Origin of the sequence: Pseudomonas sp. URMO17WK12:I7 (assembly GCF_003269045.1) — a bacterium.
GTDB classification, from domain to species: domain Bacteria; phylum Pseudomonadota; class Gammaproteobacteria; order Pseudomonadales; family Pseudomonadaceae; genus Aquipseudomonas; species Aquipseudomonas putida_J.
In genome coordinates, this window is sequence record NZ_QLTL01000020.1 from 68496 (window position 1) to 93635 (window position 25140).

A 25140-nucleotide genomic window follows, 5' to 3' on the forward strand; every position below is an offset into this window, starting at 1 on the left:
GCAGCGCGGCCCCAACGATCAGATTACCCGGGCGTTGTGCAACGCCTCCAGCGCCTCCCCGCGCAGCCGCGCCAGGCGCTCGTCCGTCCGCTCCCGCGGATACCCCAGCCCGACCCGCAGTTCCCGGCGGACCGTCCCGGGTCGGTTGCCGATCACCAGCACTCGATCACTCAGGTACAGCGCCTCGTCCACATCATGGGTCACCACCAGCAAGGCAATCCCGTGCCGGCGGGCCAGCTGCAGCAGCAAGTCCTGCAGCTTGAAACGGGTAAATGCATCCACTGCACTGAACGGCTCGTCGAGCAGCAACAAGTGTGGCTGGCCATACAGGCCGCGGGCGATGGCCACACGCTGGGCCATACCGCCGGACAATGCCTTGGGCAAGGCATCGGCGAAGCCTGTGAGCCCGACCTCTTCGATCAGCGCAGCCACCCTGACGCGGTCGTAGCGGTTGTCTTCACTGAAGCCGATATTGTCGGCCACGCTCAGCCAAGGCATCAGCCTGGGCTCCTGGAACACCAAGCCAACGTGCTCGGGGCGCCGGTGCAGGAGGCCGCTGAAGTGTGGGTCGAGCTGTGCCACCAGCCGCAGCAAGGTGCTCTTGCCGCAGCCGCTGGGGCCCAGCAGGCTGACGATCTCGCCGGGTTGCAGCTGCAAGTCGATTTGCCCCAGTACAGGGGTGCTGCCGAAGGACTTGGCTTCGACCTGCAGGTCGAGCAGAGGCGCAATGGGTTGCGTGCGTAAGGGTTGATTCATCGGTTCAAGCCTTTGTGTCGGTGCCATCGAACGTGTCGCGCCAGGCCAGCCAGCGCTTTTCCAGCCCGGCCAGCAACCCATCGCTGAGTTTGCCGAGCAAGGCCAGGACGATAATCGCCGCCAGCACCAGGTCTGGCCGCGAGGTATCCCGGCCATCGCTGAGCAGGTAGCCCAGGCCGCGGGTGGCGGCGATCAGCTCGGCAGCGACGAGGAACATCCAGCTCAGGCTCAGTGCGCTGCGCAACCCGGTGAAAACCCCCGGGATTGCGGCAGGCAGCAGCACCCGCCGGGCCAGGCGCAGCGGGCCGAAGCCGTACATGCGGGCAACCTCGACCAGCTTGCGGTCGATGTTGCGGATTGCCGCCACGCCGTTGAGGTACACCGGGAAGAACGCACCGATGGCGATCAGCGTGACCTTGGAGGTTTCGCCGATGCCCAGCCACAGCAGCAACAGCGGTACCCAGGCCAGGCTGGGGATCGCGCGCAGGCTGGCGAAGGTCGGCTCGAGCCAGGCTTCGGCTTCACGGCTGAGCCCGACCCAGGCGGCGAACAGCAGGCCGAGCAAGGAACCGATGGCGAACCCGGCCAGCACCCGACCCAGGCTGGCGCCAATGTGCTTCCATAACGCACCGTCTGCCAGTTGCAGCAGGGTCAGGGCAACCTCGCTGGGGGCTGGCATCTGGTAAGACGCGATCCAGCCCAGGCGCACCACTGCCTCCAGCAGAACGATCAGTGCCAGCGGCAATGCCAGGCCCTTCAGTCGGCGTGGCCATTGCCGCGGTGCAGGCACGGGCAGGGTGTTGGTGGTCATTCGATGTTGGCCTTGCCGAAGGTCGGATCGATCAGGTGGTCAATCACCTGGTCGACGTTCGCCCCCCGCTTGACCAGCTCTTCGGAAACCAGGATCGGTGCTGCGGCCTTGGAGGCGGTCGCATCCTCGGCCGTCAGCTGTGGAGCGGAGAGGTCTGTGCGCGACAGCTGCCGCTTGGCCACATCAAGCGGCAGCTTGGACGCGTCAGCCAGCAGCTGGGCGAATTCGTCCGGGTGCGCGATCGCCCAGTGGCGGGCCTTTTCATAAGCCTTGATGACTGTGGCGATGGTCTGCGGGTGCTGCTTGGCAAAGCCCTCGGTGACGCTGATCACGCCGTAGCTGTTGAAGTCCTTGTTGCGGTACAGCAGGCGCGAACCCGCTTGCAGCTCGCTGGCGGCCATGTGAGGGTCGAGGCCTGCCCAGGCGTCGACATCGCCTTTTTCCAGGGCGGTACGGCCGTCTGGGTGCTGCAGGTGCAGCAGTTCGACGTCGTCCTTGTTCAGGCCGGCTTTTTCCAGGGCGCGCAAGGTGAACAGATAGGGGTCGGTGCCCTTGGTGGCGGCAATCTTCTTGCCCTTGAGGTCGGCGATGCTGTTCAGCGGCGAGCCCTTGGCCACCACCAGCGCGGTCCATTCGGCACGGCTGTACACATACACCGACTTGATCGGGCTGCCGTTGGCGCGGGCCAGCACCGCGGAGAGGCTGGCAGAGGAGCCGAAGTCGGCACCGCCGCTGTTGAGGTATTCGAGCGAGCGGTTGCTGCCCTGGCTGAACACCCAGCTGACCTTGGAGTCGGGCAGGGCTTGTTCCAGCCAGCCGAAGTGCTTGAGCACCAAGCTCACCGGCGAGTAATAGGCGTAGTCCAGGCGCACTTCCTTTGGCGCGGTCTCAGCGTGAGCGGCGGGGTTGAGGAGGAGGGCGGCCAAGGCGGCGGTGAGGGTTTTCAGGGGCAGCAGGCGCATTGCAGGATCCAGTCGAATGAAGTGTGTTCATTCGATTGCAGGGGGCATGCCATTTGGCCAGCTACTTGCCCGGCGAAGCGGTGCAAACCCTGTGGGAGCGGGTTTGCGCGCGAATGCGTCTGTAAATTCGCTGCCACATTCGCGGGTAAACCTGCTCCCACAGGTCATGTGCCTGGCCGCCGGGCTGTGCGTGCAGGCACTTTCTGCTGATCGGCTGTTGCTGCGCAGACAGTGCCAGGCCACTCAAGGGTTGACCTGGTATCCACGCCCCTGCAGGCAACCGCTATAGGCACTGGCATGCGCCGAGCTTTGCGCCTGGCCCTGGTTGCGCCGGTCTTCGCGGCGCTCCTGGCGTTGCCGCGAGGCACCTACCGCAGCACCGGCAGCGGCCCCCTGGCCTGCGCGGTTCTGCCGGTATTCCTGCTTGGCATTGTCGCTGGCGCGGTCGTACACCGCGTCATGCTGATTACCCCGCACCTGGGCGCCTACCGCACCCGCTGCGGCACCGGCCGCCGCGCCCTTGACCCTGCCGCCGACATGGCTGCCAGAAGTACTGTTGCCGGCGCTGTTCGCGGCGTTTGTCGCCACGGTGTTGCAGTCGTTGATGTCCAACTGCATCTGCTGACTGCTCTGGCCCTTGAGTGGCACCACCGACTGGGCCTGGGCTGCCGACGCCGCACACAGCAGCATCAGCAGGTAACTCCATGTGAACGCACGCATCGCACACCTCCACTGGAAGGGGGATTGCATCTCACAGCATAGCTGCCTGCAGCCGCGTCCGCTGCGCGCGTGCACTTCATGGGGTCGGACAGTTTCCTGTGAAGAATTTCGCCCGGCGAACAAAGGGTTATTGGTAACTTAAGGTAAACAATGAGTTGAATTTCATTGTATTACTGCAATTTGGAAAAGCCTTTACCGTTAGCCCACGTGATAACCACACGCAATCTGGGCCAAAGCGCGTTCTGCCTGTACGCATCAGCTGGCCCAGCCGCCACATTCATCCGACTCACAACAATAATTCGGAGACGGCAATGGCCAAGCGATTGTTAGGCAAGCTGTACGTACAAGTGTTGATAGGCGTGTCCCTGGGCATCGTGCTGGGGGTGTTCTGGCCTGAAGTCGGCAGCGACATGAAGCCGCTGGGTGACGCCTTCATCAAGCTGATCAAGATGGTCTTCGCACCGATCATCTTCGCCACGGTGGTGCTGGGCATCGCCAAGATGGAAAACATGAAAGAACTGGGCCGGGTCGGCGCCCGGGCGCTGATCTACTTCGAGGTGCTGTCGACCTTCGCCCTGGTGCTCGGCCTGGTGGTGGTCAACCTGGTGCAGCCGGGGCAGGGCATGAATGTAGACCCTGCCACCCTCGATACCCAGGCCATTTCCACCTACACCGCGGCGGCCGCCAGTGGTTCGGGTGGTTTCACCGACTTCCTCCTGCATGTGATCCCCGGCAGCGTGGCCGAAGCCTTCGTCAGGAACGAAATCCTGCAGATCCTGTTGTTCTCGACCTTGCTGGGCATTGCCCTGGCCAACCTCGGCGAACGCGGCAAGCCGATGGTCGATGTGCTCGAAGCGTTTTCCCACGGCATGTTCTACATCGTCGGCCTGGTGATGCGGGTTGCGCCGCTGGCGGCTTGTGGCGCCATGGCATTCACGGTCGGCAAGTACGGCCTGGGTTCGATCGTGCCGCTGGGCAAGCTGATGGCGACCATGTACCTGACCTGCTTCCTGTTCGTGGTCCTGGTCCTGGGCAGCATCGCGCGGATGTCGGGCCTCAGCCTTTGGAAGTTCCTCAAGTACCTGCGCGAAGAGCTGTTCACCGTGCTTGGCACCAGCTCCTCCGAGTCGGTGGTTCCGCAACTGATGAACAAGCTCGAGAAGGTTGGCGTGTCCAAGCCGGTAGTCGGCCTGGTAATCCCGTCGGGGCTGACCTTCAACCCCGATGGCCAGTGCATCTACTACACCATGGCGGCGATCTTCATCGCCCAGGCCACTAATACACCGCTGACCCTGATGGACCAGCTGATCGTGCTCGGCGTGCTGCTGCTCACCTCCAAAGGGTCTGCAGGCGTGACCGGCTCGGGCTTCATCACCCTGGCCGCGACCCTGGCGACCATGGACAACATCCCGGTGGCCGGCATGGTCCTGCTGCTCGGCGTCGATCGCTTCATGTCCGAAGCCCGCGCCATCACCAACACCATTGGCAATGCCGTCGGCACCATGGCCATCGCCAAGTGGGTCGGCGCCCTGGACAGCGTACGGATGAACCAGGTGCTCGACGGCCAGGCCGTTACCCAGCCCGAAGCGCCAGCCAGCGCCAGCCCAGCCGCAGAGCCAGCCACCCCGCATACAGACAAGAAAAGCCTTGTGATGCACTGAGGAGATAACCGTGGATACCGTAGAAAAAGACAATGCCGTCTCATCGCTGACCGACACCTTGGCCAAGTTCACCGCCTACATCGGCAAGCGCCTGCCCAAGGACGTCAAGGCAAAGACCGCCAAACTGCGCGCGGCGGAGACCAACCCGCTGGCCATCGCCGTCTACGATTCGATGGCCGACAACCAGGACTATGCCGACAAACTGAACCGCCCCAGCTGCCAGGACACCGGGGTGATCCAGTACTTCATTTCAGCTGGCGCGCGCTTCCCGTTGCTGGGCGAGATGGAAGGCATCCTCGAAAACGCCACCAAGGAAGCCACTGTCCACGGGCCATTGCGCCACAATGCGGTGGAAACCTTCATCGAGAAGAACACCGGCACCAACACCGGCTCGAAGATCCCGTGGCTGGACTGGGAAATCATCCCCGATGCCGACTACGCCATCGTCGATGTGTACATGGCCGGTGGCGGCTGCACCTTGCCGGGGTCGGCCAAGGTGCTGATGCCCGGGCAGGGTTACGAAGGGGTGACCGAGTTCGTCTTCGATGTGATCACCTCGCGCGGGGTCAACGCCTGCCCGCCGTTGCTGGTGGGTGTGGGGGTATCGACCTCGGTGGAGACTGCTGCACGCCTGTCGAAAAAGGCCATCCTGCGGGAGGTGGATTCCAGCCACCCCAACGCAAGCGCGGCGATGATGGAGAAACTGCTGGAAGACGGCCTCAATGAGATCGGCATCGGCCCCCAGGGCCTGACCGGCAACAGCAGCGTGATGGGGGTAAACATCGAGTCCTCGGCGCGCCACCCGTCGACCATCGGTGTCGCCGTGTCGACCGGCTGCTGGGCGCACCGGCGCGGCAAGATCCGCATCAATGCCGACCTCTCTTACGACATCCTCTCCCACGAAGGTGTGACCCTGTGAACAGCCCTGTGAAAAAGATCATCAGCACCCCCATCAGCGACGAAGACCTGGCCAGCCTCAACGTCGGCGATGTCGTCTACCTCAGCGGCCAGCTGGTGACCTGCCGTGATGTGGCCCACCGCCGGCTCATCGAGCTGGGGCGCGAGCTGCCGGTGGATCTGCGTGGAGGCGCGATCTTCCATGCCGGCCCCATCGTCAGGAAGAAAGATGATGGCAGCTTCGAAATGGTCTCCATCGGCCCGACCACCAGCATGCGCATGGAAAAGTTCGAGAAGCAGTTCATCGAGCAGACCGGTGTGAAGCTGATCGTCGGCAAGGGCGGCATGGGGCCGGAGACCACCACCGGCTGCCTGGAGAACAAAGCGGTGCATGCGGTGTTCCCTGGCGGCTGCGCGGTACTGGCGGCCACCCAGGTCGAGGAAATCGAGCGCGCCGAATGGCAGGACCTGGGCATGCCGGAGACCTTGTGGGTCAACCGCGTGCGTGAGTTCGGGCCACTGATCATCTCCATCGACACCAAGGGCAACAACCTGTTCGAGCAGAACAAGGCCCGCTTCAACGAGCGCAAGGGGGCGGTGATCGAGAAGATCAACAGCCAGGTGCGCTTCATCAAGTAATGTTTTACCTGTACCGGCCCATTCGCGGGTAAACCCGCGCCCACACGAATAATCACAGTCCTCAAGGCTGCATGGTTCCTGTGGGAGCGGGTTTACCCGCGAATGGGCCAGTACAGGCAATACAGGGCTCAATGGGCCGTTCGCAACGGCACTTCCCGCAACAACCAAGACAAGGCAAAAGCCACGCAGGTAATCACCGCCGCCACCAGAAACACCCCATGCATGGCGCCGGAAAATGCCTGCAGATACGCCTGTTGTTGCGCGGGTGCCAAGGCATGCACCGCCGTAGGCGACAGGCTCGCCGCGCCGCCGCTGCTGGCCGCGAAATCACTCGGCAGGCCAGCGAGCAGCGCATGGGAAAACAACGCCCCGAACACCGACACCCCCACCGAGCCGCCAATCGAACGGAACAGCGTGGCCCCGGAAGTCGCCACACCCAGGTGCCGCCGCTCGACGCTGTTCTGCACGGCCAGGATCAGCACCTGCATCACCATGCCCAGGCCTGCGCCAAGCAGCCCCATGTACAAATTCATGCGCCACATCGGTGTATCCAGTTCCAGGCGGCTGAGCAGCCCCAGGGCGACCACCTGCAGCAGCGTGCCGACAATCGGGAATATCCGGTAGCGCCCCCAGCGGCTGATCAGTCGCCCGGTAATCGCCGACACCACCAGCAATCCCCCCATCAGCGGCAGCATCTGCAGGCCGGCGCTGGTGGGCGACGCGCCCTTCACCACCTGCATGTACAGCGGCAGGAATGTCACCGAGCCGAACAGCGACACGCCGACGATCAGCCCGATCAGCCCGGCGAGCACGAAGGTACGGTGACGAAACAGGTGCAGCGGCATGATCGGCTCGGCCGCGCGGCGTTGTTCGAACACGAAGCCGACCAGGCCGATGACGGCGAACAGTGCCAGGCACAGGATATCCAGCGAAGCCCAAGGTAGCAGGCTGCCGCCCAGGCTGGTGATCAGCACCAGCGCCCCCAGGGTGATGGTCAGGAAGAACGCGCCGATGTAGTCGACCACATGCTTGACCGGGGCCACGTGCGGGCGGAACACACTGCCGATCACCACGACTGCCAGCAGGCCCAGCGGCAGGTTGATGAAGAAGATCCAGTGCCATGACAGGTGCTCGACCAGAAACCCGCCGATCAGCGGGCCAACCACAGTGGCCAGGCCGAACACGCCACCGAACAGGCCCTGGTAGCGGCCGCGTTCGGCAGGCGGTATGACGTCGCCGACGGCCGCCATGGCGACCACCATCAGGCCGCCACCGCCCAGGCCCTGCAGCGTGCGGAACAGGATCAGCTGGGTCATGTCCTGGGCCAGCCCGCACAGCGCCGAGCCGAGCAGGAACAAGGCGATGGCAATCTGCAGGACGCGCTTGCGCCCGTAAAGGTCGCCGAACTTGCCGTACAGCGGCACGACCACGGTCGAGGCCAGCAGGTAGGCGGTGACTACCCAGGACAGCCAGCGCAGCCCGCCGAGGTCGCTGACGATGGTCGGCAGTGCGGTGGAGACGATGGTCTGGTCCAGTGCCGCGAGGAACATCACCAGCATCAACGCGCCGAGCAGCAGCGGGATGGAGGCCTGGGTACCCGGTTCGGTCTGTACGGAGGAGGGCGCATCAGCGCAAGTCGGTTGCATACGGTTGCCTTGAGCCTGTGAGTGCGATTGAGCGTCCATGTGCGGTCAGCGGCCTATGCCTTGGGCCTGCTGGCGGCCGGCTTCCTGCAGGCCGGCGAGGGCAAAGCTGAACAGCTGGGCAGACACGTCTTCGGCCGGCATGCCGAGGATTTCGTGCAGGGTCCCGGTGGACCCGCGCGGGCCGATCAACAGCATCGCCCAAGGTGCGGTGACACAGAGGATGCAGCGGGTCAGTGCCGGGTCGTCCCGCGGGATGGCGGTGATCTCGCTGAACAGGGCCTTGAGCAGCGACAGCTTCAACGGTGCTTCGGCCTGCATGTGAGCCTGGCCGTGCGGGCTGGGCGCGAGGATTTCTGCGGCCAGCACGCGCAGGTGCCAGTTGTCGCGACGCTGCGTGGCCTTGCGCACGACCAGTTCGACCAGCGCCCGCAATTTTTCCGCCGCCGGTTGCTCGCCGAGGATGATCCGCTGCAGGTCGCTGATGTCCAGAAAGCGCCGCCGTGCTTCGTCGAGCACGGCCAGGTACAGGCCATTACGGCTGCCGAAGTGGTAGTTGATCGAGGCCAGGTCGACCTCGGCCTTGGCAGCGACGGCCTTGTTGCTGGCCTCGGCATAGCCCACGGCGGCGAACAGTTCGCCAGCGGCCTGGAGGATGCGGGTGCGGGTGGCTTCGCCATCCTTGCGCGGTTCGCGCTGTGTGGTGGCCATGATGGGGCGCTCGAATCGGTGCGATGAGAGGCAGCCTGATTCACTTTTAAATTAAATTCAATTTAAATTTAAGGCGTACCGCCGCCCGGCGACGGAAGGTGTCGCTGCGTTGCACCGGATGGCGCACGCCACTAGGGGGAGAGGCCTTGGTTGTGGTATACAACGCGGTAACCCACATCACCTTCGCTGGCATTTGGATGCGTCGCGGCTGACTGGTGATTTCCTTGCACCTGCTTCCTTTACTGTGAAACGGAGATTCGAAGATGACCGCCACCGACCGTCTGAGCCTGCTGCAGTACGAGCACCTGGGCCTGGACGATGTTGCCGCTGCCGAATTCAAGGTGGCCCTGGAGGAGCTGCGCAAGCTGGCGCTGGAAGACCGTTACGAACACCCTGCAGCCCTGCACCTGGGTGACATCGCCGACGCCGAGAACCGTCAGGAACTGGCTGAGACCAAAGGCTGGGGCATCGGCTTCTTGCAGGGGCTGACCTGCGCCAAGGCACTCTCGCAGGAGCATCTGGAAGCGCTGCGCCGGGTGTTCCAGGCCGCGGCCGAACGTGCGATCACGCGCATGTGCCGTTAAGTACAACGTATTGACCCTGCCGCTGCCCGCAATGGGCAGCGGCAACCTGCCCATTCCCGAACGCCTGTGCCAGCGGTGGCATGTAGAGCCTGCGGTGATAACCGCCCCTTTGCCTATCTGCCCGACATTTCAATCTGACCATTCGAATCTTTCCTGCCCAGCCCCGCAACGACGAGCGCATTAGCCGTTTCTCGACTTTACTGACAGGCGCTGATGCCAACTCTTCATGAATCGAGCGCATTGAGTATTGGCTTTGAGTAACGCCATGGAGTGACGCAGCCCGTTGGGGGAGACCATGAGCCAGAGCCAGGTACTGATCATCTGTGAGTATTGCGACGCGGTGTATCAGCGTCGGCCGGTGCACAAACATCAACAGGCACGATGCGTTCGGTGTGGCGGGGTGTTGTACCGCCATAAAAGCCTGACCATCCAGCAACGCCTGGCACTGAGTGTCACGGGCGCGGTATTGCTGATTTTTGCCAATGCTTACCCGGTCATGACCATTGGCATGCAGGGTTTGAGCAACTCCGCGACGTTATGGGATTCGGTACTGATCCTGAGCAGTGGCAGCATTACCTTCATTGCCCTGGTCATGGCCCTGGCCATCATCGTTGCCCCGGTGCTGCAGATTGCCTTGCTCTGCTGGGTCCTCAGCTTTGCCGTGGCCGGGCGCCGGGCGCCGGGGTTTGCCACCAGCATGCGCTGCCTGGAAGGCCTGCGGCCCTGGAGCATGTTGGAAGTCGGCCTGCTGGGCGCATTGGTGGCGGTGATCAAGCTGGCGGGGCTGCTTGAGGTGATCCCCGGCATCGGCCTGGTCGCCCTGGCGGCACTGAGCATGCTGATCATCTACATTGCCGGGCGCGATATCCGCGACCTGTGGGAGCAGGTATGAGTACGCCGGCGCTGGCCGACGAGCTGGGCCTGTGCCTGTGCCACGGCTGTGGCCATGCCTGCGAAGTGGGCCGCCATGTGCATGTGTGCGATCGTTGCGGCGCGCCCCTGCACCGGCGCAAGACCAACGCCATCGCCCGAGGCTGGGCGTTTCTGGTCGCCGCGCTGGTGTTCTACATACCGGCCAACCTGCTGCCGGTGATGCACACCGAAATGCTCGGCAGTGGCAGCGACAGCACCATCGGTGGCGGCGTGGTGGAGTTCTGGGAGGCCGGTGCCTGGGACATCGCCTTGATCATCTTCATCGCCAGCATGGGCGTGCCGGCGATCAAGTTCTTTTCCCTGTGCTTGCTGCTGTTCACCGCCCAGCGTCGGTCAAGCTGGGCATGCCGGCAGCGCTCGCAACTGTATCGCGGCGTCGAGCTGGTCGGTTACTGGTCGATGCTCGATGTGATCGTCGTGGCGCTGGTGGCCGCGTTGGTGCAGTTGCGCGGCCTTGGCACCATCGAGCCGCGCGCGGGCATTCTGTTTTTCGGCCTGGTCGTGGTGCTGACCATGTTTTCGGCAATGAGCTTCGACCCACGCTTGATCTGGGATCACCCTGGCAACGATGGAGGCCGCACTGATGGCGCAAGCGAGTGACGCGCGAAAAGGAGCCGGGCAGGCGGAGGTACGCACCCGGCGCTGGAATGTTTCATTGGTGTGGATCGTGCCGATCCTGGCGATTCTGGTGGGGGCCTCGCTGGTGGTACGCAACTGGATGCAGCAGGGGCCGGTGATTTCGATTTCCTTTCGTTCTGGCGAAGGGCTGGTGGCACACAAGACCCAGGTCAAGTACCGGAGCGTGGTGATTGGCGAAGTGACCACCGTGGACCTTGCCGAGGACCACGACAGCGTCATCGTCAAAGTGCAGCTGGCCAATGATGCACGCTCGTTCGCTACCCAAGGGGCGCGCTTCTGGGTGGTGCGCCCGCGCATCGGGGCGGGCGGGGTGTCTGGCGTTGATACCTTGCTCTCTGGCAGCTTCATTGGCGCCGATGCAGGTGAATCGAAAAGCGCCGAAAAGAACTTCACCGGCCTGGAGCTGCCGCCGGCGATCACCTATGGCGAAAAGGGCAAGCGATTCGTGCTGAACGCCAGCGACCTTGGCTCGCTGGATATCGGCGCATCAATCTACTACCGCAAGATCCCGGTGGGTGAAGTGGTGTCCTATGCCTTGCAGGACAATGGCAAGGGCGTGGACATTGGCATTTTCGTGCAGTCGCCCTATGACGCCTTTGTCACCCGTGATACCCGGTTCTGGAACGCCAGCGGTGTCGACATGCAGATTGGCGCCAATGGCTTGAAGGTCGATACCGAGTCGCTGTCGTCCATCCTGGTCGGCGGGCTGGCTTTTGGCTCCCCCGATTTTGCCCCGGACGCCCAGGCAGCCGATGACCAGGCGCAGTTCCAGCTGTTCGCCGACCGGGAAAGCGCGCTGGCTCCGCCCCACGGCCAGGGGCAGTACCTGCAACTGCGCTTCGACCAGTCCATGCGTGGCCTGTCGGTGGGGGCCCCGGTGGAGTTCAAGGGGGTGGAGTTCGGCAAGGTCACCTCGGTCTACCTGGATTACGACCCGGTGAAGCAGATCTTCCCGGTGGTGGTGGATGCGGTGATCTACCCGCAGCGCCTTGGCCCGGTGCACCGCAAGATGCTGGCGGTGTTCAAGCACACAGAAGGCGACCTGAACGGTGCACGGGAGTTGATCGGCACCTTCGTCGAGCATGGCCTGCGGGCTCAGGCGCGCAGTGGCAACCTGATCACCGGGCAGATGTTCATCTCCCTGGACTTCCACCCGGAAGCGCCCAAGGTCGTGTTCGACAGGGCTGCAGAGCCGATCGTCATTCCTACCGTGCCCGGTAGCCTGGAGATGCTGCAGGAACAGCTGCAGCATTTTGTCGAGCGCATCAGCAAGTTGCCGCTGGAAAGCATTGCCAGCAACCTCGATGGCACCCTGCGTGACCTGCGTGCCAACCTCAAGCAGATCAACAGCCAGACATTGCCTGGGGTGAAAGCTACCCTCGACGACCTGCAGAAGACCTTGAAGACGGCCAATGCGACCATCGCCGACGATTCGCCAGAGCGTGAACGGCTGGGTGAAACACTGGACGAGCTGGAGCGCATGTCGCGCTCGTTGCGCGACCTGACAGACTACCTGGGGCGCCACCCTGAGTCGCTGATTCAAGGCCGGCCGAAAGCGGCCGGGGCGAAAGACTTGAGACCTTGAAAGTGAAAGGCCAAAGGAGTGTCAGCTGATGCATCGAGTGCGCAACCTGTGTGGGGCCAGCCTGCTGATCTGGCTGAGCGGCTGCAGCAGTACCCCGAACAATTACCACACCCTGGTCCCGGCCCAGCCGGTGCAAGGTGGTAGCCAGCACGTGCAGGTGACCCGGGTCAGCCTGCCGCCCCAGGTGGATCGCCCGCAACTGGTGGTGCGCCAAGGCAGCAGTGGCCTGGCCATTCTGGAAACGGAGTGGTGGGGTGCCAACCTGGTGGATGAGTTTCGCAGTGCCCTGCAGGACATGCTCGGCGGCCCGGTGGCGGGCGCCGGCAGTGTGTTGAGGGTCTATGTGCAGCGCTTTGACAGCGTGCCCGGCCAGTACGCCTCGCTCGATACGCTGTGGCGCCTGAAGCGCCCGGGCGAGCCTGAACTCACCTGCCGCACGTCAGTACAGACCGCTGCCGACAACAGCATCAACAATCTGGTCAACGCGCACCAGGCCAACCTGCGCAAGCTGGCCGAGGCCGTGCGGGCAACAGCGGCGCCAGGCAGGCCTTGCCCAACCACCTGAGGCGGCCGAACAAGGGTACGGGGAGCCCGCATGAAGTTACGCACGAGATTGCTCTGGCTGTTCGTACCACCGCTGTTGCTGGTGTTGCTGCTGGTGTACTTCGCGGCCCAGGGCATGCTGCTGGCGCGGCTGGACAAGCAGGACGAGCGCCTGCTGGTCGCTGAGGCCGAACGCCTGCGAGCTTTGCTGGGCAACAGCATCGAGCGTGATGCCAACCGCCTGCGGCAATGGGCGCAGGCGATTCCAGGTTCGGTGCCGGCGGCTTTCCCGCTCGATGCCGCCACGCTGGGCCGCAGTGGCTTCGACTTCATTCTTTATTTCGCCAAAGGTGAACAGCGTGTGAGTTGGCGCCCACTTGACCTGGCGAAGCTGGAGCGCCCGGCCGGTGCTCAACCTCTGAGCCTGCAGGCGCTGCATGAGGGCGTCGCGCAACAGTTGGCGCACTTGCTGCAGGCACAGGATGTGGCACCGCCTGCGCAACTGCTGGCAGTGCTCGGTGTGCCGCTGATTCTGGTGGCAGTGGATACCGCCCGCAGCGGCGAAAGTGCCAGCGGGGTATTGCTGGCGGGGACGTTTCTGGACAGCAAGCGCATCGCCATGCTGCAACAACAGTTGGGCGGTGAGCTCACCTGGTTGCCGTCGGTCGGCGAGCATGAGCGGCCGGCGCTGCAGGCGGAATTGATGAGCATCGGCAACCGCCAGGTGGTCGATGCCCGCCATCAGAGTATCGACCTGCTGTTTCAGGACAGCCTGGGCGAGCCACAGCTGCGCCTGCAACTGACCCGCGAGCGCCATCTGTACCTCGAAGGTGAGCAACAGCTCAATATTTTCCTCGGCGTGACGGGAGGACTCATCGGCCTGGCCTGGCTGCTGATCTACCTCGCCCTGGACGTCACCTTGCTACGGCGCATTGCGCGGTTGCACCGTGAGCTTCTGGCCATTGGCCCGGCTGCGGCAGGGCGCCGGCTGACCGATGACGGGGGCGATGAGCTGGGCAAGCTGGCGCGCGAAGCGAACCGTGCACTGGACCGCCTGGAGCAGAGCGAAGCCCGCGACCGGGCGATTCTCGACGCCATGGAGGACGGCTACTTCGAACTGGACGAGCTGGCCAGGATCGAGTCGGTCAACCCGGCTTTCTGCAGGCTGCTCGGCTTCCCGGCGGGGCAGGTGCTCGGGCGCACCTTTGCCTCGCTGCAGGAAGAACAAGAGGCCCCCACGACGGCAGAGCCAGTGATTGCCGAAACCGAGCCCGGTGCGCCACTTTCGGCCCGGTTGCGGCGTGCCGACGGCAGTATCGGCTATTTTGAGACGCAGATTTCCAGGCGGCACAACGCCGGGGGCCGGCTGATCGGTTTTCGCGGCATCCTGCATGACGTCAGTGACCATGTGCTGCATCAGCGTCAGCTGTTTGACCTGGCCCATCAGGATGCCCTGACCGGGCTGGCCAATCGCAAGGCGTTCCATGAGGACCTAGCGCGGCACCTGCAGAGCGGCGCCATGCCACTGGCGCTGATCTTTCTAGACCTTGACCGGTTCAAGGACGTCAATGACCGCTTCGGCCACGATGTCGGCGATGCCTTGCTGACGTGCATGGCTGAGCGCCTGAGCAATGCCTTGCGCCAACCGGACAAGGCCTATCGCCTGGGGGGCGACGAGTTCACCGTGATCGTTCCGGCCACCCGCTTTCAGGCAGCCAGTGCGCTGGCCGAGCGCTTGCTCAAGCTGCTGGCCGAGCCGGTCAGCGTCAGCGGGGTGACCATCGACTTCGTCACGCCAAGCATCGGCCTGGCCCTTGCGCCTGCTCATGCCAGTGAGGTGGACGCGCTGGTAAAGGCAGCCGATCAGGCGATGTACCAGGCCAAGCGCCAACGCGGGCGGGTATGCGTGTATCAGCAGGGCCAGTGATCAGCCCTGGGAGGCTGGCGCATGGCCAATCCTGGGCCAGACTGTTGGCAGCGCGCGGCCATCGATGCCGCTGTCGCCCACGGGATGTGGCAGCCTCTGCGACCAGGCCTGGGCGCTGAATGCCACCGCTTGCGAGGGGTGTAGATGTTCGAGCGTTGTCGTTGCCGGTGTTTGCTGCTGTCGCTCTTCATGCTGCTGCCCGTGCATGCGCTGGCAGAGGCGTTGTGTGGCCAGCTGACCGCCACCGGTAATCCGGAATACCCGCCTTACCTCTGGCGTGACCTTCACAACCCTGAGCAGTTGATCGGGGCCAATGCCGACCTGCTCAAGGCTGTGGGCAAGGCGCTTGGGCTGGAGGTAAAGGTGGTGTACGGCGGGCCATGGTCAAGGGCACAGGAGGAGGTACGCACCGGGCGCATCGACCTGATGGCGGGGTACTTCATGACTCAGGAGCGCCAGCAGCAGATGGATTTCATCAGCCCGCCGTTCCTGCGTACCCGCAGCGTGGTCTGGGTCCGCCAGGGCGACGCTTTTGCTTATCGCGAATGGGCGGACCTCAAGGGCCACACAGGTGGAACGCTGGTCAGCAACAGCCACGGCCAGCAGTTCGACGACTATGCCAGGGACAACTTGCAACTCGAAGCGGTGCCCGGCGCCAGGCAGGCGTTCGAGAAGCTGTTGCTCAAGCGCAACGACTATGTGATCTATGAGCAGTATCCGGGCATGGCCTTGGTGCGGATGCAGGGTTGGGAGGGGCAATTGAAAGTGCTCGATCCGCCGGTGTCCAGCGAGGGGTTGTACCTGGCGCTGTCGCATCAGTCGAAGTGCAATCGAGCCGAACTGCGCCAGAGGCTAGCGCAGAAAATGAAAGAGATGGTTGCCGGGCCGGTGCCGGAGCAACTGGTGGAAAAAAATCTGGAGCTTTGGAAACAGCAGGTGGGAGAGTAGGTTGGAAGGTGTTTGTCTTGAGATTTTTAGCGCCGGTCGGATCGAGCGCCGCCCGCGCGGCGCATCGCGGATGAATCCGCTCCTACATTTGTTGCAACGTGCCGAACCTGTTACGCCATGGCCGCCAGCCTTGGCGCATGTCTTGAGCCTTGCAAACAAGGCTGGCAACCATGGCCTCACAGGCATGGCCACGTTGCAACAAATGTAGGAGCGGATTCATCCGCGATGCGCCGCGTGGGCGGCGCTCGATCTCCCAGACGACAAAAACCTCAAGGCGAACACCCGCCAGCCTACGCACCGACCTCCAGCGCCCGCTTGGCTGCACTGACATTGGCCTCGCCGGGCAAGGCGACGCCGTTCTTGATCGCCAGGATCTCGGCCATGACGCTGACGGCGATCTCCGCCGGGGTCTTGCTGCCGATATAGATGCCAATTGGCCCGTGCAGGCGCTGCAACGAAGCTTCGCTTTCACCGAAATGCTCGATCAGGCGCTCACGGCGCATCTGATTATTACGCCGCGAACCGATCACGCCAATGTAGAACGCCGGGCTGTGCAAGGCTTCGAGCAGGGCCAGGTCGTCCAGCTTGGGGTCGTGGCTGAGGCCGACGATGCAGCTGCGCAGGTCCGGGGCGAACGTGCGCACTACGTCATCCGGCATACCGACGATCTTTTCCACGCCAGCCACATTCCACCCGCCCATGTACTCGGGGCGCGGATCGCAGACCGCCACCTTGAAGCCGTTGAACAACGCCATGGTCGCCAGGTACTCGGCCAGCACTCCGGCACCGATCAGCAACATGCGATAACCAGGGCCCAGGGTGTTGAGCATGCGTCGGCCATCGAAGCTGAACTGCTCTGGCGCGCGGCTGGTGGTCAGTTGAACCTGGCCGCTTTGCAGATCCAGTTCGCGGCGTACCAGGTTGCCGCTGTCCAGCAACGGCAGGAGTTGCTCCAGGCTCGCCAGTGCCGGGCCAAACTCTAGGACCAGTTCGAGGGTGCCGCCGCACGGCAGGCCGAAGCGTTGCGCTTCTTCGGCGCTGACGCCGTATTGCACCACCTGCGGCCGGCCCGCCGGCATGCCGTCGCCCTGGTAGGCGGTGGTGTAGCGGTGGATGAGGTCGTCCTCGATGCAGCCGCCGGAGACGCTGCCGACCACCCGGCCATCGCCGCGCAAGGCCATCATCGAACCCACTGGCCGTGGCGATGACCCCCAGGTGCGGGCGACGGTGGCCAGCAATACGTGTTCGCCGGCCAGCAGCCAGTCACGGGCGGTGCGCAAGACCAGCAGGTCGATGCTTTCCATGGGCCGTACCTCCTCAGCGCATGTGCAGGATGATCGGGCTGCTGCTGGCCGGGTCGGTGTGCCCGCGCAGCTTGCCCACTGCCTGTGCATCCACCGCTCCACCAGAGTTGCCCCAGGTGCTGCGCACGAAGCTCAGCACTGCGGCGATCTCCTGGTCCGACAGCTGCTCGCGGAACGCCGGCATGCGGTAGGCATCCGGCATGCCGGCGGCGACGATACGCTGCGAGCCGTTGAGGGTGATGTTGATTGCCGAGGCGTTTTCCCGCGCCAGTGCCGAGGTCGCACCGGCCAGCGGTGGCATCCACTCGGCCTGGCCCTTGCCGTCCAGGCCATGGCAGCTGGCGCAGCGTGTGACGTAGGTGTGAGCGCCAGGGCTGTCCAGGCGCGTGGCCGCGGAAACCGCCTGGTATTGCCAGGGCGCACCGTCACGCTGCGGGTCACCGGGCAGCGACTTGAGGTAGCGGGCGATGGCGCCCAGGTCGTCATCGCTCATGAACTGCGTGGAGTTGTTGAACGCCTCGGTCATCGACCCGTATACCACGGCATGCTGATTGCGCCCGGTCTTGAGGAACTGCACGATCTCGGCCTCGCTCCAACGGCCGAGCCCGGTGTTGTGGTCGCTGCGCAGGCTGGGTGCGTACCAGCCATCGAGCAGGGCGCCAGCGAGGAACGGCGCACCGGCTTCATCCAGGGCCTTCTCGTTGAACGCCAGCCCCCGTGGCGTATGGCAGCTGCCGCAGTGGCCGGGCCCCTGGACGATGTAGGCGCCGCGGTTCCACAGTGCGTCCTGGCCAGTTTTGCTGGCATAAGGCGCATCGGCGGCGAACAGGCCGTTCCACAGGGCAATGGGCCAACGCAGGTTCAACGGCCAGGGGATATCGCTGGGGACGTTCGCCTGCTGCGCCGGCTGTACGCCTTTCATGAAGAAAGCGTACAGCGCCTGCACGTCGTCATCGCTGAGTTTGGCGTAAGACGGGTAGGGCATGGCCGGGTACAACCGCCGGCCACCCGGCGCCACGCCATGGCGCACGGCGCGATCGAAATCGGCCAGGCTGTAATTGCCGATGCCGGTCTGGCGGTCAGGCGTGACGTTGGTGGCGTGTATCGCACCCAGTGGCGTGGCCATTTCAAGGCCACCGGCAAATGGCTTGCCGTCAGGCAGGCTGTGGCAGGCCACGCAGTCGCTCAGCCGGGCGACATACTCGCCGCGGCTGACCAGTGCGGGGTCGAAGCTTGCGGGCTTTGCTGCGGTGAAGGGGGATGCGGGCTCGCGCGTCACATACCAGGCCAGCAGGCCGGCCGCGACCAGGCACGGCACTGCCAGCCAGCCAGCGGTTCTGGCAAAACGACTGTGGGTCATGGGGCAGTCCTTGTCCGGTCAGCTGAAGGTATGGCGGCTCAGCGGCAGGCTACGCACCCGCTGGCCGGTCAGTTGCGCCACGGCGTTGGCCACGGCAGGCGCCACCGCTGGCAGCGGCGGCTCGCCGATACCGCCCATCTTCGCGCCGCTCTCGACAATGCGCACATGCACCCGGGCCATGCGCGAGGGCGGCAGGATCGGGTACAGGTCGTAATTGCGCGCACGGGGCTTGCCGTCGATGAACACCGCTTCCTCCACCAGCGTCTGCGACAACCCCAGGGCCACCGCACCGTTGACCTGGTGCTCGATGATCGCCGGGTTGACGATGCTGCCGGGGTCGATCGCCTGCCAGATGTCATGCACCTTGACCTGGCCGTTCTCGATCGACACTTCGGCGATTGCCGCTGCCTCGGAGCCAAACGGTGAAGCCATGGCGATACCACGGGCGCGCTTGCTGCCGTCTTCTGCCGTGAACGGGCCGCGTTTCCAGCCGCCGGACAACTCGGCTACCGCGTGCAGCAGGTTGGTCAGGCGCTGATTGTCGCGCAGCAGGTGCAGGCGCAGTTCGTAAGGGTCCTTGCCGCCCTTGTCGGCCAGTTCGTCGAGGAACGACTCGTAGAAGAAGTCGTTCAGCGAATTGCCCACCGAGCGCCAGTAGCCGAGCATCGCCGGGCCTTTGACGTAGATCTGGGCGATGCGTTTGTTGGCGATGGCGTAGGACTTGCCCGACAGCCCTTCGAGGGCCGTGGGGTCGATCTTGTCGCCTTGCTTGCCGGCGAGGGCTTCGGTCGGGCCTTCGGTGGCGCTGACCGCCTCGATGGCTACCGGCAGCCCGTCGGCATCCAGCCCGGCGCGGAACTTGACCACTGCGACCGGGCGCAATACGTCGCGCAGGAACTCTTCCTCGCGGCTCCAGATCAGCTTGACCGGGCGGCCGACCGCCTTGGCCAGGGCGATGGCTTGCGGGTATGGGTTGGCCGAGTCATACAGGAAGTGGCGGCCGAAGAACCCACCCAGCAGCGGCGAGTGCAAGGTGATCTGCGCTGCGTCCAGGCCAGTGCGCTTGGCGATGTCGTCGCGGAACATGTCGGGTGCCTGGTTGGGCAGCCAGACGTCCAAGGTACCGTCGGGGTTGAAGCGGGCGAGGGCGGACGGCGGCTCAAGCTGGGCATGGTTGAGGTACTGGTTGTGGTAGCTGGCCTCGACCTTGGTCTTGGCATTGGCCAGGGCGCTGGCAATGTCGCCTTCGTTTTCCTCGTCACGTGCCGGCCCTTCAACGGTGGCCAGGTGCTCGCGCCAGCCGTCGCTGGAAAAGTCCGCTGGCATCGGCCGCACCTTGCTGTCGGCGCCCGGCTCTTGCCAGTCCACCTGAATGGCCTCGACCGCGCGCTTGGCGTGCCACCAGCGTTCCGCGACCACCGCCACTGCGCCCGGCAATGGGTGCACCGAATGCACGCCCTTCATGGCTTTGACCTGCTCCTCGTTGCGCAGGCTGCCCACGGTCATGCCCAGGCGTGGCGCGTGTTGCACGGCGGCATGGAGCATGCCGTCGACCTGGATGTCGATGCAGTACTGGGCCCTGCCCGTGGATTTGTCGTAGGCGTCCAGGCGCCGCACCGGTTTGCCGATCCAGCGGAACTGGCTGGGGTCGCGCAGCTTGACGCTGGCGGGGTCCGGCACGGGCAGGTCCATGGCACGGCTGGCCAGTTCGCCGTAGGCCAGGGAACGGCCAGAGGCAGTGTGAATGACCTTGCCAGGCTCGGTGGTCAGCTCGCTGACCGGTACCTTCCATTGCTCGGCAGCAGCCTGCAGCAGCATGGCCCGGGCCAGTGCACCGAGGCGGCGCATGGTCGGGTAGCTCATGCGCACCGACATGCTGCCGCCGGTAATGCGCATGCCGTTCTCCATCACCACATAGGCTTCACCGGGCGGTGCGCTGTCGACCAGGAAGTTGGCCGGGTCGACGTCCAGTTCTTCACCGACGATCTGCGCCATGGCGGTGAACGGGCCTTGGCCGCCTTCCATGAACGGGCTGAGCAGGCGCACCTTGCCGTCCGGGCGGATCTCCAGAAACGCCGGCACCTGGGTGCCGCGCTCGGGCGTGGCTGCCGCCGCTGCCTGCACCCGGGCCGAGCCCATTGGCAGGCCGAAACCCAGCACCAGGGCACCCACTGCAGTGCTGGCCAGGAAGCGCCGACGCGACAGGTTGACGGTTTCGCCCAGCTGCAGCCTGAGCAGTTCTGCGGGGGTATCGACGGGCGTATTCATCAGGCCTGCTCCCCTTGGGCGAGTGCATGCACGGCGGCATGAATGGCGTTGTAGGTGCCGCAGCGGCAGAGGTTTACCATCGCCGCGCTGATCTGCTCATCGCTGGGTTTGGGGGTATGCTTGAGCAGCGCCGTGGCCGCCATCACCTGGCCGGACTGGCAGTAGCCGCACTGTGCCACCTGGTGCTCGACCCAGGCCGCCACCACGCGCTTGCCTACTGCGTCGGCCTCGACGGCTTCGATGGTGGTCACCTCGCGCCCGACCACGCCGGCCACGGGGGTGACACAGGCACGCACGACGTTGCCGTCCACCAGCACCGAGCAGGCGCCGCACTGGGCCAGGCCGCAACCGTATTTGGTGCCGGTCATGCCCAGGTCGTCACGCAGCACCCACAGCAGGGGTGTGTCGGCATCGGCATCGACCTGATAGGTCTTCTGGTTGATAAGAAGTTCCATGGTTCACCTGCTGATCATCGGTTGATGGCGTTTGCTGTCTGCTGAGGAATACGTTGTTCCCCAATCCAGAAACGCTAGCACAGTGGTACGACCACTGGTCTGGTGGCGGGTGCAGGTTCAGAGGATCAGGCAAGCAATTCGTTGAAATGCGCAAGCGTTGCTGACCCAGTCTCTGTGGGAGCGGGTTCACCTGCGAAGCAAGCGCCGCGGTGGATGGCACGGGCCTTGCCCGTGTTCGCGGGTAAACCCGCTCCCACAGAGATACGCAGAGGACTTCCGGGGCGAAAACCCGGATAATGCCGGCCAATTTCGTTTTGCACGCTTAAATCACGGTAATCCCCGCATGGAAATCAAGGTCAATTTTCTCGACAACCTTCGTCTTGAAGCCAAGTTCGACGACTTCACGGTGATCGCCGACCAGCCGATCCGCTACAAAGGTGATGGCTCGGCCCCGGGCCCGTTCGACTATTTCCTCGCCTCGTCGGCCCTGTGCGCGGCGTATTTCGTCAAGCTGTACTGCCAGACGCGCGATATCCCCACCGAAAATATCCGCCTGTCGCAGAACAACATCGTCGACCCGGAGAACCGCTACAACCAGATCTTCAAGATCCAGGTCGAGCTGCCCGAGGATATTTCCGAGAAGGACCGCCAGGGCATCCTGCGCTCCATCGACCGTTGCACCGTGAAAAAGGTGGTGCAGACCGGCCCCGAGTTCATCATCGAAGAAGTCGACAACCTCGACGCCGATGCCCAGGGCCTGCTGATGCCGGTGGCCGACACCACCACCTACATCCCCGGCAAGGACCTGCCACTGGAGCAGACAATCGCCAACATGTCCGGCATCCTCGCCGGGCTGGGCATGAAGATCGAAATCGCCTCGTGGCGCAACATCGTGCCCAACGTCTGGTCGCTGCATGTGCGCGACGCGCAGTCGCCGATGTGCTTCACCAACGGCAAGGGTTCGACCAAGGAGGCCGCACTGGCCTCGGCACTGGGCGAGTTCATCGAGCGCTTGAACTGCAACTTCTTCTACAACGACCAGTTCTGGGGCGAGGACATCGCCAATGCGCCGTTCGTGCATTACCCGAACGAGCAGTGGTTCAAGCCAGGCCCGAAAGACGCGCTGCCGGCGGAAATCCTCGACGAAAACTGCCTGGAAATCTACAACGCGGACGGCGAACTGCGCGGTTCGCACCTGTACGACACCAACTCGGGCAACACCGAGCGCGGCATCTGCTCGCTGCCGTTCGTGCGCCAGTCCGACGAACAGGTGGTGTACTTCCCGTCCAACCTGATCGAAAACCTGTTCCTAAGCAACGGCATGAGCGCCGGCAACACCTTGGCCGAAGCCCAGGTGCAGTGCCTGTCGGAAATCTTCGAGCGCGCGGTCAAGCGCGAAATCCTCGAAGGTGAGCTGGCCCTGCCGGATGTCCCGCAGGAGGTGCTGGCCAAGTACCCAGCCATCCTCGCTGGCATCCAGGGCCTGGAAGAGCAGGGCTTCCCGGTGCTGGTCAAGGATGCCTCGCTGGGCGGTGAATTCCCGGTGATGTGCGTGACCTTGATGAACCCGCGCACCGGCGGCGTGTTCGCCTCGTTCGGCGCCCACCCAAGCTTTGAGGTGGCGCTGGAGCGCAGCCTCACCGAGCTGCTGCAAGGGCGCAGCTTCGAGGGCCTCAACGACCTGCCGCAGCCGACCTTCGAGAGCCATGCGCTGACCGAGCCAAACAACTTCGTCGAGCACTTCATCGACTCCAGCGGTGTGGTGTCGTGGCGCTTCTTCAGCGCCAAGGCCGATTTTGAATTCGTCGAGTGGGACTTCTCCGGGCATGGCGAGGACTCCAACACCCAGGAAGCCGCGACCCTGTTCGGCATCCTCGAAGACCTCGGCAAAGAGGTGTACATGGCTGTGTACGACAATCTCGGCGCCACCGCCTGCCGCATCCTGGTGCCAGGTTATTCCGAGATCTACCCGGTCGAGGACCTGATCTGGGACAACACCAACCGCGCCCTGGACTTCCGTGCCGACATCCTCAACCTGCACAGCCTCGACGACCGCGCCCTGCGCGCCCTGCGCCGGCGCCTGGACAACTGCGAGGTGGATGACTACACCACCATCACCACCCTGATCGGCGTCGAGTTCGACGAGAACACGGTGTGGGGCCAGCTGACCATTCTTGAGCTGAAACTGCTGATCTGCCTGGCGCTCAAGCGCTTCGAGGACGCCAAGGAGCTGGTCGAGGCGTTCCTGCAGTTCAACGACAACACGGTCGAGCGCGGCCTGTTCTACCAGGCGCTGAACGTGGTGCTGGAAGTGCAGCTGGATGAAGAGCTGGAAATGGCCGACTACGAGGCCAACTTCCGCCGCATGTTCGGCAACCCGCGGATGGACGCGGTGCTGGGCTCGGTGGACGGCAGCGTGCGCTTCCATGGGTTGACCCCGACCAGCATGAAGCTTGAAGGGCTGGACCGCCATCTGCGCCTGATCGAGAGCTACAAGAAGCTGCATGCTGCCCGGGCCAAGTTTGCCTGACAGCCCCCCCCGGGGGCGCGTTGCGCCCCCTTCGCGGTGCTTGAGGTAGCATGACGGGTGTCCAGTACCTCACAAGGAAGTCACCGGTGATCAGCCTTTCCCACCTGCCGCGCAACAGCATGCTCGAACCACTCGACCTGCCACCGCCGCAATGCCCTGTGCTGAGCCTGGCAGGCGATTCACTGCAACAGCGCTATGCGGCATTTGTCGCTCAGGCTGTGAAAACACGGCCGTCGGTGAATGAAGCTGGGTTGCGTGAGCTCGGCCAGCAACTGGCCGGGGAGCTGCTGTCAAAGGCGATCGACCTGGGCAGTAGCAAGGCCCACGAACTGTCCGATGAAATCTACTGGCTGGTGCAGTGTGCCGCCATTGTCTCGCTGCATGCCGACGGCCCGGAGTCTGCGGCATTCGCGGGATACAGAAAGCATGTCGACTACTACCGAGGGACGGGGCGCATCGGTGCCCAGGTCGTGGCGTTCGAACGCTACGTTGCTGCCAACGGCGTGCCCGCTGACGAGATGGAGATTCAATCGCGCTCGGCAGATGGTCGCTACCGTCTGTTGCTCACCCCTTGGGAGGCAGGTAACACGCACTGGGTCTACCAGCCGCGGATCATCGATACAAGGCAGGGGACCTGCCTGTTGGCATTCCATGACAATCGCTGGTCGGTGGACAGCGACACCTGGCTCAGCGCAGGGACGGTCGAGCTGACGTTGCGCAAATACCCGGGAAACCAGGCACGCCGGAGCGTGCAGGCAGTCATCGACTGTGACCAACGCTACGCGCAAGCGGGGGCGTTGGCTGAAATCGAGCTGGCAGAACTCGAAGGCGTTCTCGACGCGCTGCTCGACAGCATAGAACCGACGTAGCCGTCAGTTCTTGCACTTGGCCAGCACCACCTGGCACGTGTCTGGCGTGCCACCGGAGCGGCCGGCATAGCGGATGCAGTTGTTCAGTGACTTCTGCTTGGCAATGCCCAGGGTGTTGCCCCAAGCCAGGCCGCCTTCGCCTGTGCTCGGCAGCGCCTTGGCATAACAGTTGGAGCCCGGCGCGGCGGCGTAGTGGCGCGCCATGCTGTTTTTGCTCGAACAGCCGGCATTGAGCACCAGGCTGATGGCCAGAAAGGCGTGCGCGGTCCAGTACGCATAAGGTCGTGTGCTGCAAGTTCTCATGGTATCCCTCGTTCCGACGCGCAGAGTCTTTCAGGATATTTCTATCAAGCCAAGCGGTGAACTATCCGAACGTCAAGGTGATCCTTTCTTAA

At 64.0% G+C, this 25140-nt stretch carries 23 protein-coding genes; 12 read left to right on the forward strand and 11 right to left on the reverse strand.

Annotation, left to right across the window (positions count from 1 at the left end; genetic code table 11):
* Positions 1-18: 18 nt before the first annotated feature.
* The 4 genes from H040_RS23645 to H040_RS23665 form a co-directional block, all read right to left on the reverse strand.
* Positions 19-756, reverse strand: coding sequence for an ABC transporter ATP-binding protein (locus H040_RS23645; RefSeq protein WP_050437216.1), 738 nt, complete (start codon positions 754-756; stop codon positions 19-21).
* A gap of 4 nt (positions 757-760) precedes the next feature.
* Positions 761-1567 (reverse strand): ABC transporter permease, encoded by an 807-nt coding sequence (locus H040_RS23650; protein ID WP_027918883.1) that lies wholly within the window; start codon positions 1565-1567, stop codon positions 761-763.
* Positions 1564-2529, reverse strand: coding sequence for an aliphatic sulfonate ABC transporter substrate-binding protein (locus tag H040_RS23655; protein ID WP_027918884.1), 966 nt, complete (start codon positions 2527-2529; stop codon positions 1564-1566). Before H040_RS23655 ends, H040_RS23650 begins: the two co-directional genes overlap by 4 nt.
* 243 nt (positions 2530-2772) lie before the next feature.
* Positions 2773-3249, reverse strand: coding sequence for a YMGG-like glycine zipper-containing protein (locus tag H040_RS23665; RefSeq protein WP_027918885.1), 477 nt, complete (start codon positions 3247-3249; stop codon positions 2773-2775).
* Positions 3250-3560: 311 nt separating this feature from the next.
* On the opposite strand from H040_RS23665, the gene H040_RS23670 reads away from it, so the two are divergent.
* From H040_RS23670 to ttdB, 3 genes are read left to right on the forward strand one after another with little or no spacing between them, the layout of a single operon-like run.
* Positions 3561-4910: a dicarboxylate/amino acid:cation symporter gene (locus H040_RS23670; protein ID WP_027918886.1), complete on the forward strand. Its 1350-nt coding sequence runs from the start codon at positions 3561-3563 to the stop codon at positions 4908-4910.
* Between the two features lie 10 nt (positions 4911-4920).
* Complete coding sequence (gene ttdA, locus H040_RS23675; RefSeq protein ID WP_027918887.1) at positions 4921-5829, forward strand: L(+)-tartrate dehydratase subunit alpha; 909 nt, start codon at positions 4921-4923, stop codon at positions 5827-5829.
* A gap of 8 nt (positions 5830-5837) precedes the next feature.
* Positions 5838-6446, forward strand: coding sequence for a L(+)-tartrate dehydratase subunit beta (gene ttdB, locus H040_RS23680; RefSeq protein ID WP_027918888.1), 609 nt, complete (start codon positions 5838-5840; stop codon positions 6444-6446).
* Between the two features lie 128 nt (positions 6447-6574).
* On the opposite strand, the gene H040_RS23685 is transcribed toward ttdB, so the two are convergent.
* Together H040_RS23685 and H040_RS23690 are read right to left on the reverse strand one after the other, a co-directional pair.
* Complete coding sequence (locus tag H040_RS23685) at positions 6575-8092, reverse strand: MDR family MFS transporter (RefSeq protein WP_033696185.1); 1518 nt, start codon at positions 8090-8092, stop codon at positions 6575-6577.
* Positions 8093-8137: 45 nt separating this feature from the next.
* Complete coding sequence (locus H040_RS23690; RefSeq protein ID WP_027918890.1) at positions 8138-8800, reverse strand: TetR/AcrR family transcriptional regulator; 663 nt, start codon at positions 8798-8800, stop codon at positions 8138-8140.
* A 263-nt stretch (positions 8801-9063) separates the two neighbouring features.
* Here H040_RS23690 and H040_RS23695 point away from each other — a divergent pair, with 263 nt between their 5' ends.
* From H040_RS23695 to H040_RS23725, 7 genes are all read left to right on the forward strand, one after another.
* Positions 9064-9384, forward strand: a complete 321-nt coding sequence (locus H040_RS23695) for a hypothetical protein (RefSeq protein ID WP_027918891.1) — start codon at positions 9064-9066, stop codon at positions 9382-9384.
* A gap of 295 nt (positions 9385-9679) precedes the next feature.
* Positions 9680-10276, forward strand: a complete 597-nt coding sequence (locus H040_RS23700) for a paraquat-inducible protein A (protein WP_027918892.1) — start codon at positions 9680-9682, stop codon at positions 10274-10276.
* Positions 10273-10917: a paraquat-inducible protein A gene (locus H040_RS23705; RefSeq protein ID WP_027918893.1), complete on the forward strand. Its 645-nt coding sequence runs from the start codon at positions 10273-10275 to the stop codon at positions 10915-10917. Before H040_RS23700 ends, H040_RS23705 begins: the two co-directional genes overlap by 4 nt.
* On the forward strand, positions 10901-12541 hold the full coding sequence (locus tag H040_RS23710) for a PqiB family protein (protein WP_027918894.1): 1641 nt from the start codon (positions 10901-10903) through the stop codon (positions 12539-12541). The genes H040_RS23705 and H040_RS23710 overlap by 17 nt, the downstream gene beginning before the upstream one ends.
* Positions 12542-12569: 28 nt before the next feature.
* Positions 12570-13106, forward strand: coding sequence for a PqiC family protein (locus H040_RS23715; protein WP_027918895.1), 537 nt, complete (start codon positions 12570-12572; stop codon positions 13104-13106).
* A 30-nt stretch (positions 13107-13136) separates the two neighbouring features.
* On the forward strand, positions 13137-15011 hold the full coding sequence (locus H040_RS23720) for a diguanylate cyclase domain-containing protein (RefSeq protein WP_027918896.1): 1875 nt from the start codon (positions 13137-13139) through the stop codon (positions 15009-15011).
* A gap of 144 nt (positions 15012-15155) precedes the next feature.
* Positions 15156-15959 carry a substrate-binding periplasmic protein gene (locus H040_RS23725; RefSeq protein WP_027918897.1) on the forward strand — a complete coding sequence of 268 codons (804 nt, stop codon included), beginning with the start codon at positions 15156-15158 and terminating at the stop codon, positions 15957-15959.
* A gap of 290 nt (positions 15960-16249) precedes the next feature.
* Here H040_RS23725 and H040_RS23730 read toward each other — a convergent pair whose 3' ends face one another.
* From H040_RS23730 to H040_RS23745, 4 genes are read right to left on the reverse strand one after another with little or no spacing between them, the layout of a single operon-like run.
* Positions 16250-17263, reverse strand: a complete 1014-nt coding sequence (locus tag H040_RS23730; RefSeq protein WP_027918898.1) for an XdhC family protein — start codon at positions 17261-17263, stop codon at positions 16250-16252.
* Positions 17264-17276: 13 nt separating this feature from the next.
* Positions 17277-18623 carry a c-type cytochrome gene (locus H040_RS23735; protein ID WP_027918899.1) on the reverse strand — a complete coding sequence of 449 codons (1347 nt, stop codon included), beginning with the start codon at positions 18621-18623 and terminating at the stop codon, positions 17277-17279.
* A gap of 18 nt (positions 18624-18641) precedes the next feature.
* Positions 18642-20891, reverse strand: coding sequence for a xanthine dehydrogenase family protein molybdopterin-binding subunit (locus H040_RS23740; protein WP_027918900.1), 2250 nt, complete (start codon positions 20889-20891; stop codon positions 18642-18644).
* Positions 20891-21346: a (2Fe-2S)-binding protein gene (locus H040_RS23745; protein WP_027918901.1), complete on the reverse strand. Its 456-nt coding sequence runs from the start codon at positions 21344-21346 to the stop codon at positions 20891-20893. Before H040_RS23745 ends, H040_RS23740 begins: the two co-directional genes overlap by 1 nt.
* A gap of 343 nt (positions 21347-21689) precedes the next feature.
* Between H040_RS23745 and H040_RS23750 the strand changes: the two genes are divergently transcribed.
* Complete coding sequence (locus H040_RS23750) at positions 21690-23876, forward strand: OsmC domain/YcaO domain-containing protein (protein ID WP_027918902.1); 2187 nt, start codon at positions 21690-21692, stop codon at positions 23874-23876.
* An 86-nt stretch (positions 23877-23962) separates the two neighbouring features.
* A complete protein-coding gene (locus H040_RS23755) occupies positions 23963-24745 on the forward strand; it encodes a hypothetical protein (protein ID WP_050437218.1) in 783 nt (260 codons plus the stop codon).
* 3 nt (positions 24746-24748) lie between these two features.
* On the opposite strand, the gene H040_RS23760 is transcribed toward H040_RS23755, so the two are convergent.
* Entirely contained in the window at positions 24749-25048 is a 300-nt protein-coding gene (locus H040_RS23760) for a hypothetical protein (RefSeq protein ID WP_027918903.1), read from the reverse strand.
* Positions 25049-25140: the final 92 nt, after the last annotated feature.